A 13,003-nucleotide genomic window follows, 5' to 3' on the forward strand; every position below is an offset into this window, starting at 1 on the left:
TGTCATACCGAGCGAAGTGAGAACCGTTAAACGTTCAGACTTCGCTCCGAAAGACAATTACCAACGGCCGCTTTTTATCTTAACCGGTCTGAATGCTCTTCTATACTTTTTCCTTTGAATTCGCTTTCCTTTACCTTTCCAAAAGAGTATTTCACCGAAACCGAAATTTCGCGCTCATCGAGCAGGTATCTTGCTTTTGAGCGGATCGTATTAATTGTAAAAACTTCTTCTTCCTTTATACTTTTAAATACATTATTAAAGTTTAAAGCACAGCTCCAATTTTTAAAGAACGTTTTAGAAACAGCCATATCTACTACCGTTCTTGCATTTCTTTCAAAAACTCCTTTGTATTGTTTTGTAATGGTCCTGAAACCAACCATTAGAACGTAACCTTTTGTAAGTTTAAATTCGTTATTGGAGTAATAATAAAAATACGGTTTTGAAGACCTGAATACTGCCGAAGGATCCTTAATTTGCTCTGAAACAAAAACCAGCGAATTTGTAGTCGTCCAGAATCTATAGGTGAAAGGCAATTCAAAATCAACCATAAAGGCAGACTCTTTCTCAAAATTCACATCCTTAAAAGTCATTACATTCAGTTCCTTGTCAAAGAAAAAACTATTGTAAACCGGGTTTGTATTTCGATAATACGTTAGCTTCACCGATTTATCACGGTATTGAAAAGTAGACGAAATTTCATTGACAATCGTAGGATCTAAATTAATATTTCGGGCATATAAAAAATAAGGATTAATATAAGTAGTTCCCTGACTTAGCGAGGAATAATTGGGTCTCGAAATACTTCTGGCATAATTGACACTAATACTCTTCAGGCTGTCTATTGGAAATGAAAATTGCGCTTTAGGGAAGAAATTAGTATATTTTTTATCGATTAAAGGGGAGGAATCGGCTTTAAACTTTCCATCTACATTCGTATTTTCTACCCGAAATCCAACCGAAAATTCCGCTTTCTTAATCTTTCCCGAGAACTGGCTGTAAGCCGCTAAATTTTGCTCCCTGAAATCATAATGACTAAGTTCGTTTACCTTGTTTTCATAAAAAAACAGATCAAAATCTGATTTGGAATTTGCAGACGAATACAGCCCCCCTATTTCAAATTTCGTTTCATTTTTAAACTTCTTTTCCACATCAATTCTCCCTGAAAAGACATTCACCTTAAACTTTTGATCCCGAAGCTGTGCCCATTCAAACTGGGTATCATTATAATTATTTTTAACCTGACTCCACAATCCCTGATCGAAATTAGACCACTGCAGCCCTGTAAAAACCTGCACATCGACAGCTTTTATCTTTTTCATATAATTCAAAAACGAGTTTACAAAACTCTTTTTACTATCGTTATCGCTATAAGTCAAAACGTTATTTTCGATGTTTTTGTTTGTATTTACAGTTGTGGTATGAATAGGAAAAAGATCCTTCTGGAGTTTACTGTTCACGCTAATCGAAAAGTAATCGTCTTCGTTTATCTTATAAAACAGACTGCCTCCAAAAACAAACTGCCTTTTTTTTGAATACGCCTCCACATCATATTTAGAAGCAATTTCGGCCTCGGGAATTTGGTAATCAATGCTGTGAGTTTCCCAGGGCTGTAATTGATTGTAATTGAAATTGGCTTTCCACTCGAGTTTGTTCTTCTTAAAGCTTGTATTAAACCCAAGATAATTGTTGTACTTTTTCTTAAAAGAAGCCAGCTCCGAAATCTCAGTTCTAAAACTGTCCTTCTTGCTAAACTTTCGGGTAATCAAAATCACAGCACGCCCTTCGGCTTCATATTTAGAAGAGGGATTCTGAATAATTTCGATCGTTTTAATATCGGCTACAGCCAAAGCATTCAGATCATTCATTCCCACTTTTTGATTGTCGATATAAATCAGAGGATTTCCCCTGCCCACAACCGAAATACTTTCTCTGTCTGAACTGACCTGAACGGTTGGTAATTTTGCCAGCAAATCGACGGTGTTCGGAATGGCATTGTAAACAGAATTGGCCACATCAACTTTTACATTCCCATTTGTATGGGTAAACGTCTTTATTTGCCGGGCAATCACAACTTCATTTAACGTATTCGAAAGACTGTCTTTTGGAGTTTCATTTTGTGCATATCCCGCTAAAGAAAGCAAGTACAAAAAAAGAAATAGAAAAAGTTTTACCAGCAAATTAATGTTCATTTTGGATTTGATTTTGGATTGTAGTCCTGCAAAAATGCTTCTAAAAAAGAATTGCGAAAGTTAATTGAAGGTTAATGCTGAGTTAATGTGCCTATTGTCTCTTAAAAGCTTTATTTTTGAATGAAGAATGGCGCGGAGATTTATACCCGTTTAATAAATCACATTGCAGTCATTAAAAAATTATGAAACACATAGAACCATAGCTTTTAGGTGTCGTAAAGGAGGCAAAAAAGAAATATCTTTCTTTCACATACACTATGCGTATTTTAAATAAGTGAAACGTCTTTTTTTTAGCCAAACAAAACTATGTTTCTATGTGTTAAAGCCATTACAAAGGGTTAAATAAAACCCGCGTAAACCGGTTTAAACTGTGTCATCAGCGTGCCAACAAAACAACTCATGAAACAAAGAATCAATTTATTAATCGCTTTTTCTGTCCTAGCACTGATTGTTTTATCAACAGTGCAGTGTTATTTGGTAAAAACAACCTACGATTATAAAGTCGCGCAGTTTCATACCGAAATCAAGAATAAAATAGCAGGAATCACCAATGATTACAGTGATATCGATTCGGTAATAGTGGCCAAAAAAGAAGCCCTTTACCAACTATTATCCGAAAATTACATTCAGGGAAAAAGCAGCAAGGTTGAGATTAAAAACTATATTCTCGAAAATGAATACAGCGACGTTTTAACACAAAAGATTCAGCGTAAATTCAAAAGAGACTTACCCAACTTAAAAATCGATTTTGCCATTGTTCTGAACAAATTTGTGCTCTACCAAAACGCCAAAAAAGTAGACACCATTTTCTCTGAAAAACCCTTTATCCAAAACAAACTATACGGAAATCTGATTTCTTTAAATCATGCCTTTTTAGTCCGGAATTATGTGGGTACCAGCAACGGAACTTTTGAAAACAAGGGTTACAAATTATTGACCGAGGATTCGATGTACGTTTCGGTAATCGACTGGGAAATGATTATTTTAAGACGGATGACTTTCGTTTTAATCTTGTCGTTACTTTCTATAGCAACCCTTATCACCCTTTTTTTCATTGCCATAAAAGCTTTAATCAAACAGAAGAAGGCCAACGATATTAAAACCGATTTCATCAATAATATTACCCACGAGCTCAAAACACCTTTGACAACTTTAGGCATTTCGACCAAGATATTAGAGCGAAAAGACATTCGCGATAATGATGAAAGTTTTACCACTATAGTCAATACCATTTCACGTCAGAACAATCGTTTACAGAATCTGATCGATCAGGTAATGGCAAATTCACTGGCAGAGAACGGAATTGAACTTCAAAAAGAAAAAACAAAAGCCGAAGATTTTCTATTAACAATCGTTAATGATTTCAAGATTACTTATCCCAAAATCAACATTAAAACCGATTTTAAAACACAGAAAACCAATCTGATTCTGGACAAATTCTATTTAACCACAGCTCTTTTGAATGTTTTAGAAAATGCTGTAAAATATGGTTCTACCACCATTACGATAAAAACAGAGCTGAACCAAGATCAATTTTCGATTAGTGTTGAAGATGACGGAATTGGAATCGAAAAGAACAAACAATCCCTTCTTTTTGAAAAATTCTATCGCGTACAACAAGGAAATCTTCATAATACAAAAGGCTTAGGTTTAGGATTGTATTATGTCGATCAAATTATAAAAGCGCATCAGGGCACTGTGAGTGTTGTGAGCGATTTAGGAAAAGGAACCCAGTTTACTATTTTATTAAAAGTTTAATTCCCTTATTTTGAAAAAATTACTTTTAGCCGAAGACGATTTTGATTTTGCGGCCATTTTAAAACAATATTTAGAACTGCATCAATTTGAAGTAGTCTGGGCAGAAAATGGCGAAATAGCATTAGACTATTTTTCCAAACAGACTTTTGACATTTGCGTTTTGGACGTCATGATGCCAAAATTAGACGGATTTTCATTGGCTGAAAAAATGATTACGATCAACCCCGAGACCCCATTTATTTTTCTGACGGCAAGAAAGTTAAAAGAAGACAAAATCATTGGATTAAAACTAGGCGCAGACGACTATATCATAAAACCTTTTGAAATCGACGAACTCATACTGCGTTTGCATAATATTCTAAAGAGAATCGAACAAAAGAGAAGTCTGGACGGAAATAATATAATCGAAATTGGTTCTTATATTTTTGACAATGAAAGACTAACTCTGAACAATAAAAATCATGTGCAGCAGCTCACCGAAATGGAAGCTTCTCTAATTGAGTATTTATATCTGAACCACAATCAGTTATTAAAGAGAGACCAAATTTTAATGTCGGTCTGGAAAAAAGACGATTATTTCTCCGGACGAAGTATGGATGTTTTTATTAGCAGGCTTAGAAAATATTTCAATTCAGATCCAAAAATCAGCATTGAGAGCACTCGAAATATTGGGCTGGAATTTAAAATAGAAAAACCTTGACAAAGCAAGGTTTTTCTATTTTTTTAATCGTGAAAGCTAAGGCAGCAATACGTTAGTGATTTTTTCATAAAGAGGTGTTTTTACACCATACTTCCTCCCTTCGTTCAACACAAATTTAGTCAGCGAACTTGCTTCGGTACTTTTGCCGGCGAGTAAATCCCTATGCATAGAAGACGTTGCTTCACGAGGCGATTTTTCTAGTTTAACGATAGTCTGATTTACGATATCTTCCGGCAGCTTTAACCCTTTTGCTTTAGCTACCGCATCAATTTCGTGCAACAGTCCAACATAAACCGCCATAGCATCCGGATGGTCTAAAATTTCACCAATATGTTGATTCAGATACGAAGTCGTCGACGCTAGTGCCGAAATAAAAATAAACTTCTCCCATACCGTTTCTTCAATATTCTCAACCCAATAGCTTTCAATTTTAGCATATTGAAAAATATCCTGCAATTCCGATAATTTTGAAGCAGCAACCGTTTTAGAACCAAAAAAAAGCTTTTCGTAAAAACCCATTTTTCTAATCGTACCCGGTAATGTAATCATCGAAATAATATAAACACAACCCTGTAAAATATCGTTGTTCGGGAATAGTTTCTGAATGCGTTCTGGTGCATCTACCCCATTGTACAAAGGAAGAATAACCGTTTTAGCAACGATACAGCTTTTAAGCGAAAGCAGACTTTCTTCAATATCATACGTTTTGGTCGCACAAATTAAATAATCCAATTCACCAATTTCTTTCGGATCGTTTGAAACCAATTTTGGATGCACAATAAGTTCCGAATCGTCGGTCACGATTTTCAGTCCGTTTTCGGCTATTGCCTGCTGAGCAGCGCCGCGTGCAATAAAAACAATCTCAATATCATCTGACTCGTGATAGGCTTTTGCTAAAAGTCCGCCAAAATAGCCACCTACTCCGCCAAGTCCTAAAATTCCAATTCTTTTCATAAAATTTTATTTAAATAAAAACAAACTTCAAATTCTAAATTCCAAGTTTCAAGTTTCAGGTTTCAGGTTTCATATCTCACATCTCACTACGTGGTAAAAAATAACACGCGGATGAGACGGATTCGCTATGCGAAAACGCGGATTGATACGGATTTCACAATCCATAACTCATAACTCATAACTCATAACTTACAACTTACATTTCCTCTAAAACAGGATTCAGATTCAATTCTGTAAAATCACGTTCGCTTTTCGAAATTACAATCGTTGCTACTGTATTTCCAATTAAATTCGTAATCGCTCTTGCTTCGCTCATAAACTTATCGACTCCCAGCAAAAAAGCCAATCCTTCAACCGGAATTTTATGCAATGCTGTTAACGTCGAAGCCAGAACAATAAATCCGCTTCCGGTTACTCCCGCAGCACCTTTTGAGGTAATCATCAGAATCCCGATTACACTCAGAATTTCAAAGAAACTCAAATGCACATCATACAATTGAGCCAGAAATATGACCGACATCGACAAATAAATCGAAGTTCCGTCCAAATTAAAAGAATAACCTGTGGGAATCACCAATCCAACAACCGATTTACTGCATCCCATTTGTTCCAATTTCACCATAATACTGGGCAAAGCCGCCTCCGAAGAGGAAGTTCCAAGCACCAGTAAAAGTTCTTCCTTGATATATTTTAAGACCGAAAGTATCCTGATTTTATAATACCTTAAAATGCTTCCTAAAATCAAAAAAACGAAAAGCGCCATGGTCAAATACACACACAACATCAATTTTCCCAACGGAATAAGCGTTTGCAAACCAAACTTTCCGATGGTGAATGCCATACCGCCAAAAGCACCAATCGGAGCCAGATACATCACATATTTCAATCCCAGGAAAACCACATTCGAAAAACGTTCCAACACCAAAATGGTTTGCTCCCTCTTTTTATAAAAATTCAGGGCAATTCCGCACACAATCGCTGCCAGTAAAACCTGCAAGGTAAAATTCGAAAGAAAAAATTCGAGCCACGAAAAATGCTCCGCAGCATTCGTTGTATATTGGCTCGCATCTCCTAGAGTCAAACTGGATCTGTCAATTTTACCGGGCTCAAAGAAATAAGCCACGGCCACCCCAATCGCCAAAGCTACAGTTGAAACCACTTCAAAATAACCCAATGCTTTCACTCCTATTCGTCCTACTTTTTTCAGATTCCCCATTCCGGAGATCCCCAAAACGATAGTCAGAAAGATAATCGGACCTATAAAAATTTTAATCAGGGCTATGAATTTAGCACCTAATATTTCCATTTTTACACCATTCTGTGGCGAAAAATGACCGAGCAAAATTCCGGCAATAATAGCAATAAGAACCCAAAAGGTTAGATTAGTTACAATAAGCCTAAAGGTACTTTTCTTGGGCTGTTTAGAAGATTTTGGAGTAGTTATATTCATGAAGGCAGATTTGAGAGTTTCACAAATATATAAAAAATGCAGACCTATAAGCCGGATTCTGTCCCTGATAAATCAGAGCCTTATCATTTATCTAGATCCCGCATTACTACGGGACTCAAGCTACCTACCCTTCAACAACGGACGAGAAGCCCTTAAATGCTGATATACTTGGTATTTCACCGCATAGAGTTTACCTGGTTTCACTACAGCATTACCTGTACATACTTTCTGTTGCACTTGTCCTTGCGCTATTGCTAACGCCGACGGGTGTTACCCGCTATGCTTCTCTGTGGTGTCCGGACTTTCCTCCCTTCCGATAAATCGGAACGACGATAAGGCGGTCTGCGGGGCAAAAGTAGCGATTTATATACTAAGAATAATGATTTTAAATTTTAGATTTTCGGCTCATTTTCGTAACAATTTAATTTTAAATTGGTTATCTTTAAAACCCATAATTTTAAAATTCAATTATCATGACTAGAATGTATCACTACGCAACTGTTTCAAAAGCTTTAGATCAATTGAATGAAAAAGGATTTACGTTTGATTTTAACTTAAACTCAGACCTGATAAAAAAGAATCCTGAAAAATTTGAAATTGTTCATGTGTATCGATACGAAGGAATTCAGACCCGGGCGATGAGGCAGTTGTATACGGAATTAAATCAACATCAGGCAAAAAAGGAGTGTATGTCGCAGGTTTCTCCGCCGACTCTGATCAGGAAACCGTAAAGTTTTTATCGGATCTAAGCATCAAAGGAAGATAATTTTCAGGAGCCAATCCCGCTATCCGCTTTATCTTTTCCTTGCTAAAGGAGCAAGAAAAAGGATACCGCTCCTATCGGGGCTAGGGCCGATGGTTTCATGAGAAAGTTATGCTAAAAAAAATGATGCCTTCCCAAGGAACGAGAAACAGCTGTAAACAGCTCGTCAAAGATTAACTATTTTCTTTACAGAGCTTACCATTAGGAGTCTCCCGTTTCTTGAGAGGGCATAAAATATCTAGCTATTTCTCTTGTTTGCTTTTAAACTTTCGAGCTGTTTCTTGGCATCAAAATTCTCTGCACGACCACTATCCAAACCATCCTGAACCGCTTTTTTTAAAATAAGCAAACGATTTTCTTCTTCCTCTAAAAGGCGCAATGCAGCCCTGATCACTTCACTGACATTTCTAAATCTTCCCTCAGCAATACTATTTTCAATGAAGTGCTCAAAATGATCTCCAAGCGATATGGATATGTTTCTTCCCATAAATTAATTTATTTTCAGGAATCTAAAATTTGCAACTTACTCATTAGCTAAATAACACATTGCAGAATTTAAAAAAAACTACTCATGCTGCGTTACATCATTGTATTGCCAAAGCACATTTATAATCTTCCATTCCCCATTGGTTTTTACAACGTGCATATAATCGATCCAGGCATCAGCAATCAATTTAACAGACGCTGTTCGTGCCGAAACATCCAGTAATTTCACTTCCTTTCTTGGATTTTTCGGAAACTTATCTCCTTTTGCATTGTATGTCTCTGCCAGAAGCACCATGTTCTCTGTAAAGTATTCTGAGACATAATCTTTTTTGGCAGCTTTACTTCTAAAAACAGATCGTTTGACCAATCTGGGATGCAGGGCACCTTCCATCAATTTCGGATTCGGATTATGCTGTGCCTCGATATAAGCCAAAGCAACACGTTTGATATCAAGCGAATCCTGAGCAGTTTGTGCCTGAAGAGCAGACGAAAAAAATGCAAATGCAATTACCAATAAATAGTTTTTCATAAAAAGTTAAGGAGTTAAAATGAGTTTGCGGCTAAATGTATCAACGAGACGCACGTTTTGAATATCTTTAAGCAAAAGCAACTTTAAAAAAGCACGACAATCATTTTGGAGAATAGTCCATCTTTGTTAAAATCCGGTCTTCAATATTCCCCACTACATCGCCATATTTTGCTGTAAATTCTTTTTTAATCGCGATCCATTCCTGATCACTTTTAAAACCTTCCCATGCTTTTTTCATAGTCGTTTCGTCCGGCCATTCCAGAAAATAAACAAACTCTGTTTTTTTGTCCGACTTTGATTCCCAGATGGAGGTGATCTTAAAATTATACTTCTTCATGATACGCATGGCGTGATCCCGAAAACGTTCATGGAACTGATTTTTATTGGACTCAAAAATCTCATAGATACGCAGTTGATAAACCGGACTGCCTGTAGCTGCAGTTTGAGATTTTACAATAAATGTGGTAACCAAAAGCAAAGTCGATAAAAATAATTTCATATCCGGCAATTTTAATTGGTTTTAGATTTCCCTAAAGGATTGCATCAAAAATATAAATTTAAACCTGAATTCTTACAACTATATCGAAATCAGTTTCATAAGAAAAAGTTAAAAATGAAGAACAAAAAATTACATCTTCCTGTTTTTTTTCAGTGCCAAAATTCAAATTCTAAAACGTTACTTTCTCATATTCAAAACACTCAAAAACAACTCCAACATTTATCAATTTCAGATTTGTGATTTGGCAATTTTCGGCCTATATTTGCTATCGAATAAAATAGAACATGGAACAATTTGTAGTATCGGCCCGTAAGTATCGCCCACAGACGTTTAAGGATGTAGTGGGACAAAAAGCCATTACCAACACTTTGCTGAATGCTATTGACAGCAATCACCTTGCTTCTGCCCTTTTGTTCACCGGACCACGTGGTGTTGGAAAAACAACCTGCGCACGTATCCTGGCCCGAAAAATCAATCAGCCCGGATATGATGATCCTACCGAAGATTTTGCTTTTAACGTTTTTGAGTTAGATGCTGCTTCAAATAACTCTGTGGATGACATTCGTAGTCTGATCGATCAGGTTCGAATCCCGCCACAAACCGGACAATATAAAGTCTATATTATTGACGAGGTCCACATGTTGTCTTCGGCTGCTTTTAATGCTTTTCTGAAAACATTGGAAGAACCGCCAAAACACGCCATTTTTATTCTGGCTACCACAGAGAAACACAAAATTATTCCAACGATTTTATCCCGTTGTCAGATTTTTGATTTCAAAAGAATTACGGTAAAAGACGCTAAAGAACACTTAGCAGATGTTGCCGCAAGTCAGGGAATCAATTTTGAAGACGATGCTTTGCACATTATCGCTCAAAAGGCTGATGGTGCAATGCGTGATGCTTTGTCTATTTTTGATCGTGTGGTTTCGTATTGCGGAACTAACTTAACACGTCAGGCGGTAACCGAAAATCTAAACGTTTTAGATTACGAGACTTACATTAGCATCACCGATTTACTTTTAGAAAATAAAATTCCGGATCTTTTATTGGCCTACAACGATATACTCGCTAAAGGTTTTGACGGACATCATTTTATTGCCGGACTTGCTTCTCACTTTAGAGATTTATTGGTGAGCAAAACTCCTGCTACAATTGCTTTACTTGAAGTAGGTGAACAAGCCCAGCAAATGTATGGGGTTCAGGCACAAAAATGCTCACAGGATTTTCTGTTAAAAGGAATCGATATTGCCAACGACTGCGATTTAAAGTACAAATTAAGTCAAAACCAACGCCTTTTAGTCGAATTATGTCTGATGCAGTTGGCCTCTATCAATTTTGATGGAGAAAAAAAAAAGTTGAGCAATTCATAATCCCCCTACTTATTATAAAAATGGCGGATATTCTATCGTTGAAGTTAAAACTCCAAAGACAGAAACTGCCAATACAGCTGTAGCCGCAACCGAAACTTCAGGAAACGAACAAACAGCTTCGACTCCAAAACCTGAAGCTCCAGCAGCACCAAAACCCGAAACAAGCACAGAGCCTAAAGTTTCTGCCTTTTCTTTATCAAGCATCCGCAAGAAAAAAGAACTGGAAGCAGTCAATAAAACGTATGTAAAACCGACAACTGAACTGCCTACGGAAGATTTTACAGAAACCGAAATGTTGCTGCAGTGGAATAAATATGCCCAACGTTTAGGCGACAAAGGACACAAAATTATGCAGTCGTTATTGTTAATCAATGACCCGAAGTTAAACGGCACTGTTATTACTTTTGAACTACCGAACGAAGGTTCTAAAGTAGATTTTGAAGGTCAGATGCACGGGCTTTTAGGACATTTAAAAGGACATTTACACAATCACGATATTACGATTGAGGTAATTGTTAACGAAACGATCAAAATTAAACGCAACCTTAACGATCAGGACCGATACAACCGCTTACTGGAAATCAACCCAAACATAGAACTATTACGTTCTACATTTGGATTGGATTTACAAGTCTAGTTTTTTATTTATTTTGCAGTCCGAAATTATACACTTTTTGCAACCATTTTTTTCTTTGCGTTTCATCGGCTGTTTTTATAATTCCGATATAACTCACTTTTACAGGCTGGACACCACAGAACTCTAAAACAGTCTTTTTCAGCTGATTGACACTGGGCCTTGCATAAAAAAACCGGTAGTACCAGCCCGGCTGATCTAAGGTAGTGATAATATGAGCGGTTTTTCCTTTTAACAATTTATCCCACCAAACAGAATTCTCACGGTATTGAAAAGCCATACCCGGCAAAAACAACCGATCTATAAAACCTTTTGTAATCGCAGGCAATCCACCCCACCAAACCGGATGAATCCAGACCAAATGATCTGCTTTTTTTATTTTCTCCCAGGCTTCTAACAAATCAGGTTCTAATTCGGTACGCTTTTGATAACCAAATTGTAAATTCGGATTGAAGTTGAGCTTCGCAATGGTAATCTTATCCACTTCTGTTTTAGATGCTAGTACTCCTTTGAGATACGATTCGGCTATCGCAAAATTAAAACTGGACGGATTGGGATGGCCGTTGATAATAAGAATGTTTTTCATTTTCAATTAGCTTATATTAACATTAATTGTATTGTAAGCGCTTAAGGCTTCGTAAATTTCAGAAGAAGAATGTATTTGATGGCTAAAGTAAATTCCTTCTGCTACACTTTCACTCAACAGCTTTTCGACATGTAAAACTGCCGAAAATGCCGTTAATTCTGCCTGACCTTTTAAACTCTGTAAACTGACGCGCTTTGTTTTGTGCTGCGTTTTAACCATGACTTCAAAAACCGTCTGATCTCCTTTTCCACTCGAGCCAAACAAGAGCTGTCTTTCTTTTAGCGACATAATATTAAACACTTTCAGCGATTGAAGATACCCCATTAAACGTGTCACTATCTTAGAGTTATAAGTCATCTTAACCAAAACGGTTGGTATTTTTTCGATCTGATTTAGAATGAACAAATCCGGAACATCGAGGTTGTAAACCTGTCGTTTTCCTATTCCAAATGAAAAATTAAAATCTTCTGAATCCGAAAAATGTCTGACCTTTTTGACTTTGTCATTTTCATAAACCACAAAAGGCTTACACACGTTTTCCGCCAGAAAATGAGCCGAGCTTTTGCCAGCCAAATCTTTGATCGAATAATAAATATACAGCTTTGTTTCCTGAATTTTAGAAGTATCGGGCTCGACAAGATCCACCAGACTGCTGACGATTCCGCCCATCCAGCCGGAACTAAAAACGATTCGGCTGTTTAGTTTTTGTTTGTTGACTCTGGCAAAATCATGCGCGGCTGTTAAATCCGGAGTCGGTTTAGTAATATCGAGATAATCCAAGCCGTTTTGTATGGCAAACTGCAAGATTTTATTATTGCTGTCTTTTGTGCACATTACAATCAAATCGATCTTATGATCTGTAATCGTAGCGAAGGTTTCAGGCTGGTTCACATCTACAACTAAAGCATTTTTGGTTTGCCCCGGTTTACGGCTCCCGACAAAAACTTTATAGTCAGAATTCCTCCCTTCCAGAATGCGTAAAATGATTTTACCTACTAATCCTGTCCCTCCAATTATTAAAATATTTTTCCTCATTGGTACATTTGTTTGGAACAAAAATAACGAGGAAACCCCTCTCGGGAACC

The 13,003-nt window shown here is 36.8% G+C and carries 13 protein-coding genes, 1 other RNA gene and 1 pseudogene; 5 read left to right on the forward strand and 10 right to left on the reverse strand.

Annotation, left to right across the window (positions count from 1 at the left end; genetic code table 11):
- Positions 1 to 74: 74 nt before the first annotated feature.
- Positions 75 to 2,189, reverse strand: a complete 2,115-nt coding sequence (locus OLM61_RS00175; protein WP_264524540.1) for a TonB-dependent receptor domain-containing protein — start codon at positions 2,187 to 2,189, stop codon at positions 75 to 77.
- Between the two features lie 399 nt (positions 2,190 to 2,588).
- Here OLM61_RS00175 and OLM61_RS00180 point away from each other — a divergent pair, with 399 nt between their 5' ends.
- Together OLM61_RS00180 and OLM61_RS00185 are read left to right on the forward strand one after the other, a co-directional pair.
- Positions 2,589 to 3,947 (forward strand): sensor histidine kinase, encoded by a 1,359-nt coding sequence (locus OLM61_RS00180; protein ID WP_264524541.1) that lies wholly within the window; start codon positions 2,589 to 2,591, stop codon positions 3,945 to 3,947.
- Positions 3,948 to 3,957: 10 nt separating this feature from the next.
- Positions 3,958 to 4,647, forward strand: coding sequence for a response regulator transcription factor (locus OLM61_RS00185; RefSeq protein ID WP_264524542.1), 690 nt, complete (start codon positions 3,958 to 3,960; stop codon positions 4,645 to 4,647).
- Positions 4,648 to 4,683: 36 nt separating this feature from the next.
- Here OLM61_RS00185 and OLM61_RS00190 read toward each other — a convergent pair whose 3' ends face one another.
- The 3 genes from OLM61_RS00190 to rnpB all read right to left on the reverse strand — a co-directional run bounded on the left by OLM61_RS00190 (position 4,684) and on the right by rnpB (position 7,400).
- On the reverse strand, positions 4,684 to 5,601 hold the full coding sequence (locus OLM61_RS00190; RefSeq protein ID WP_264524543.1) for a ketopantoate reductase family protein: 918 nt from the start codon (positions 5,599 to 5,601) through the stop codon (positions 4,684 to 4,686).
- Between the two features lie 196 nt (positions 5,602 to 5,797).
- A complete protein-coding gene (locus OLM61_RS00195; protein ID WP_264524544.1) occupies positions 5,798 to 7,051 on the reverse strand; it encodes a cation:dicarboxylate symporter family transporter in 1,254 nt (417 codons plus the stop codon).
- 31 nt (positions 7,052 to 7,082) lie between these two features.
- Positions 7,083 to 7,400, reverse strand: an RNA gene (gene rnpB / locus OLM61_RS00200) — RNase P RNA component class A.
- A gap of 124 nt (positions 7,401 to 7,524) precedes the next feature.
- Between rnpB and OLM61_RS00205 the strand changes: the two are divergent.
- Positions 7,525 to 7,817 (forward strand): annotated as a pseudogene (locus OLM61_RS00205) (hypothetical protein).
- 235 nt (positions 7,818 to 8,052) lie between these two features.
- Here OLM61_RS00205 and OLM61_RS00210 read toward each other — a convergent pair.
- From OLM61_RS00210 to OLM61_RS00220, 3 genes are all read right to left on the reverse strand, one after another.
- Positions 8,053 to 8,301 carry a type II toxin-antitoxin system ParD family antitoxin gene (locus OLM61_RS00210; protein WP_264524545.1) on the reverse strand — a complete coding sequence of 83 codons (249 nt, stop codon included), beginning with the start codon at positions 8,299 to 8,301 and terminating at the stop codon, positions 8,053 to 8,055.
- Between the two features lie 78 nt (positions 8,302 to 8,379).
- Positions 8,380 to 8,829, reverse strand: a complete 450-nt coding sequence (locus OLM61_RS00215) for a nuclear transport factor 2 family protein (protein ID WP_264524546.1) — start codon at positions 8,827 to 8,829, stop codon at positions 8,380 to 8,382.
- Between the two features lie 100 nt (positions 8,830 to 8,929).
- The gene (locus OLM61_RS00220) at positions 8,930 to 9,328 is read right to left on the reverse strand and encodes an NIPSNAP family protein (RefSeq protein WP_264524547.1); all 399 of its coding nucleotides are present in this window, start codon (positions 9,326 to 9,328) and stop codon (positions 8,930 to 8,932) included.
- Between the two features lie 284 nt (positions 9,329 to 9,612).
- Between OLM61_RS00220 and dnaX the strand changes: the two genes are divergently transcribed.
- On the forward strand, positions 9,613 to 10,698 hold the full coding sequence (gene dnaX, locus OLM61_RS00225) for a DNA polymerase III subunit gamma/tau (protein WP_264524548.1): 1,086 nt from the start codon (positions 9,613 to 9,615) through the stop codon (positions 10,696 to 10,698).
- A gap of 12 nt (positions 10,699 to 10,710) precedes the next feature.
- Here the strand turns inward: dnaX and OLM61_RS00230 are convergent, their stop codons facing one another.
- Entirely contained in the window at positions 10,711 to 10,902 is a 192-nt protein-coding gene (locus tag OLM61_RS00230; RefSeq protein WP_264524549.1) for a hypothetical protein, read from the reverse strand.
- 88 nt (positions 10,903 to 10,990) lie between these two features.
- Here OLM61_RS00230 and OLM61_RS00235 point away from each other — a divergent pair, with 88 nt between their 5' ends.
- On the forward strand, positions 10,991 to 11,335 hold the full coding sequence (locus OLM61_RS00235; RefSeq protein ID WP_264524550.1) for a DNA polymerase III: 345 nt from the start codon (positions 10,991 to 10,993) through the stop codon (positions 11,333 to 11,335).
- 4 nt (positions 11,336 to 11,339) lie between these two features.
- Here OLM61_RS00235 and OLM61_RS00240 read toward each other — a convergent pair whose 3' ends face one another.
- The gene (locus tag OLM61_RS00240) at positions 11,340 to 11,918 is read right to left on the reverse strand and encodes an NAD(P)H-dependent oxidoreductase (protein ID WP_264524551.1); all 579 of its coding nucleotides are present in this window, start codon (positions 11,916 to 11,918) and stop codon (positions 11,340 to 11,342) included.
- Between the two features lie 6 nt (positions 11,919 to 11,924).
- The gene (locus OLM61_RS00245; protein ID WP_264524552.1) at positions 11,925 to 12,953 is read right to left on the reverse strand and encodes a saccharopine dehydrogenase; all 1,029 of its coding nucleotides are present in this window, start codon (positions 12,951 to 12,953) and stop codon (positions 11,925 to 11,927) included.
- Positions 12,954 to 13,003 lie beyond the last annotated feature (50 nt).

This window comes from Flavobacterium sp. N502536 (assembly GCF_025947345.1).
Taxonomy (GTDB): domain Bacteria; phylum Bacteroidota; class Bacteroidia; order Flavobacteriales; family Flavobacteriaceae; genus Flavobacterium.

Excerpts from the sequence above, each read along its gene's own strand:
- OLM61_RS00175 (WP_264524540.1), bottom strand. The coding sequence starts at position 2,189 with ATGAACATTAATTTGCTGGTAAAACTTTTTCTATTTCTTTTTTTGTAC.
- OLM61_RS00180 (WP_264524541.1), top strand. The coding sequence starts at position 2,589 with ATGAAACAAAGAATCAATTTATTAATCGCTTTTTCTGTCCTAGCACTG.
- OLM61_RS00190 (WP_264524543.1), bottom strand. The coding sequence starts at position 5,601 with ATGAAAAGAATTGGAATTTTAGGACTTGGCGGAGTAGGTGGCTATTTT.
- OLM61_RS00195 (WP_264524544.1), bottom strand. The coding sequence starts at position 7,051 with ATGAATATAACTACTCCAAAATCTTCTAAACAGCCCAAGAAAAGTACC.
- OLM61_RS00210 (WP_264524545.1), bottom strand. The coding sequence starts at position 8,301 with ATGGGAAGAAACATATCCATATCGCTTGGAGATCATTTTGAGCACTTC.
- OLM61_RS00215 (WP_264524546.1), bottom strand. The coding sequence starts at position 8,829 with ATGAAAAACTATTTATTGGTAATTGCATTTGCATTTTTTTCGTCTGCT.
- OLM61_RS00220 (WP_264524547.1), bottom strand. The coding sequence starts at position 9,328 with ATGAAATTATTTTTATCGACTTTGCTTTTGGTTACCACATTTATTGTA.
- dnaX (WP_264524548.1), top strand. The coding sequence starts at position 9,613 with ATGGAACAATTTGTAGTATCGGCCCGTAAGTATCGCCCACAGACGTTT.
- OLM61_RS00230 (WP_264524549.1), bottom strand. The coding sequence starts at position 10,902 with ATGCTTGATAAAGAAAAGGCAGAAACTTTAGGCTCTGTGCTTGTTTCG.
- OLM61_RS00235 (WP_264524550.1), top strand. The coding sequence starts at position 10,991 with ATGTTGCTGCAGTGGAATAAATATGCCCAACGTTTAGGCGACAAAGGA.
- OLM61_RS00240 (WP_264524551.1), bottom strand. The coding sequence starts at position 11,918 with ATGAAAAACATTCTTATTATCAACGGCCATCCCAATCCGTCCAGTTTT.
- OLM61_RS00245 (WP_264524552.1), bottom strand. The coding sequence starts at position 12,953 with ATGAGGAAAAATATTTTAATAATTGGAGGGACAGGATTAGTAGGTAAA.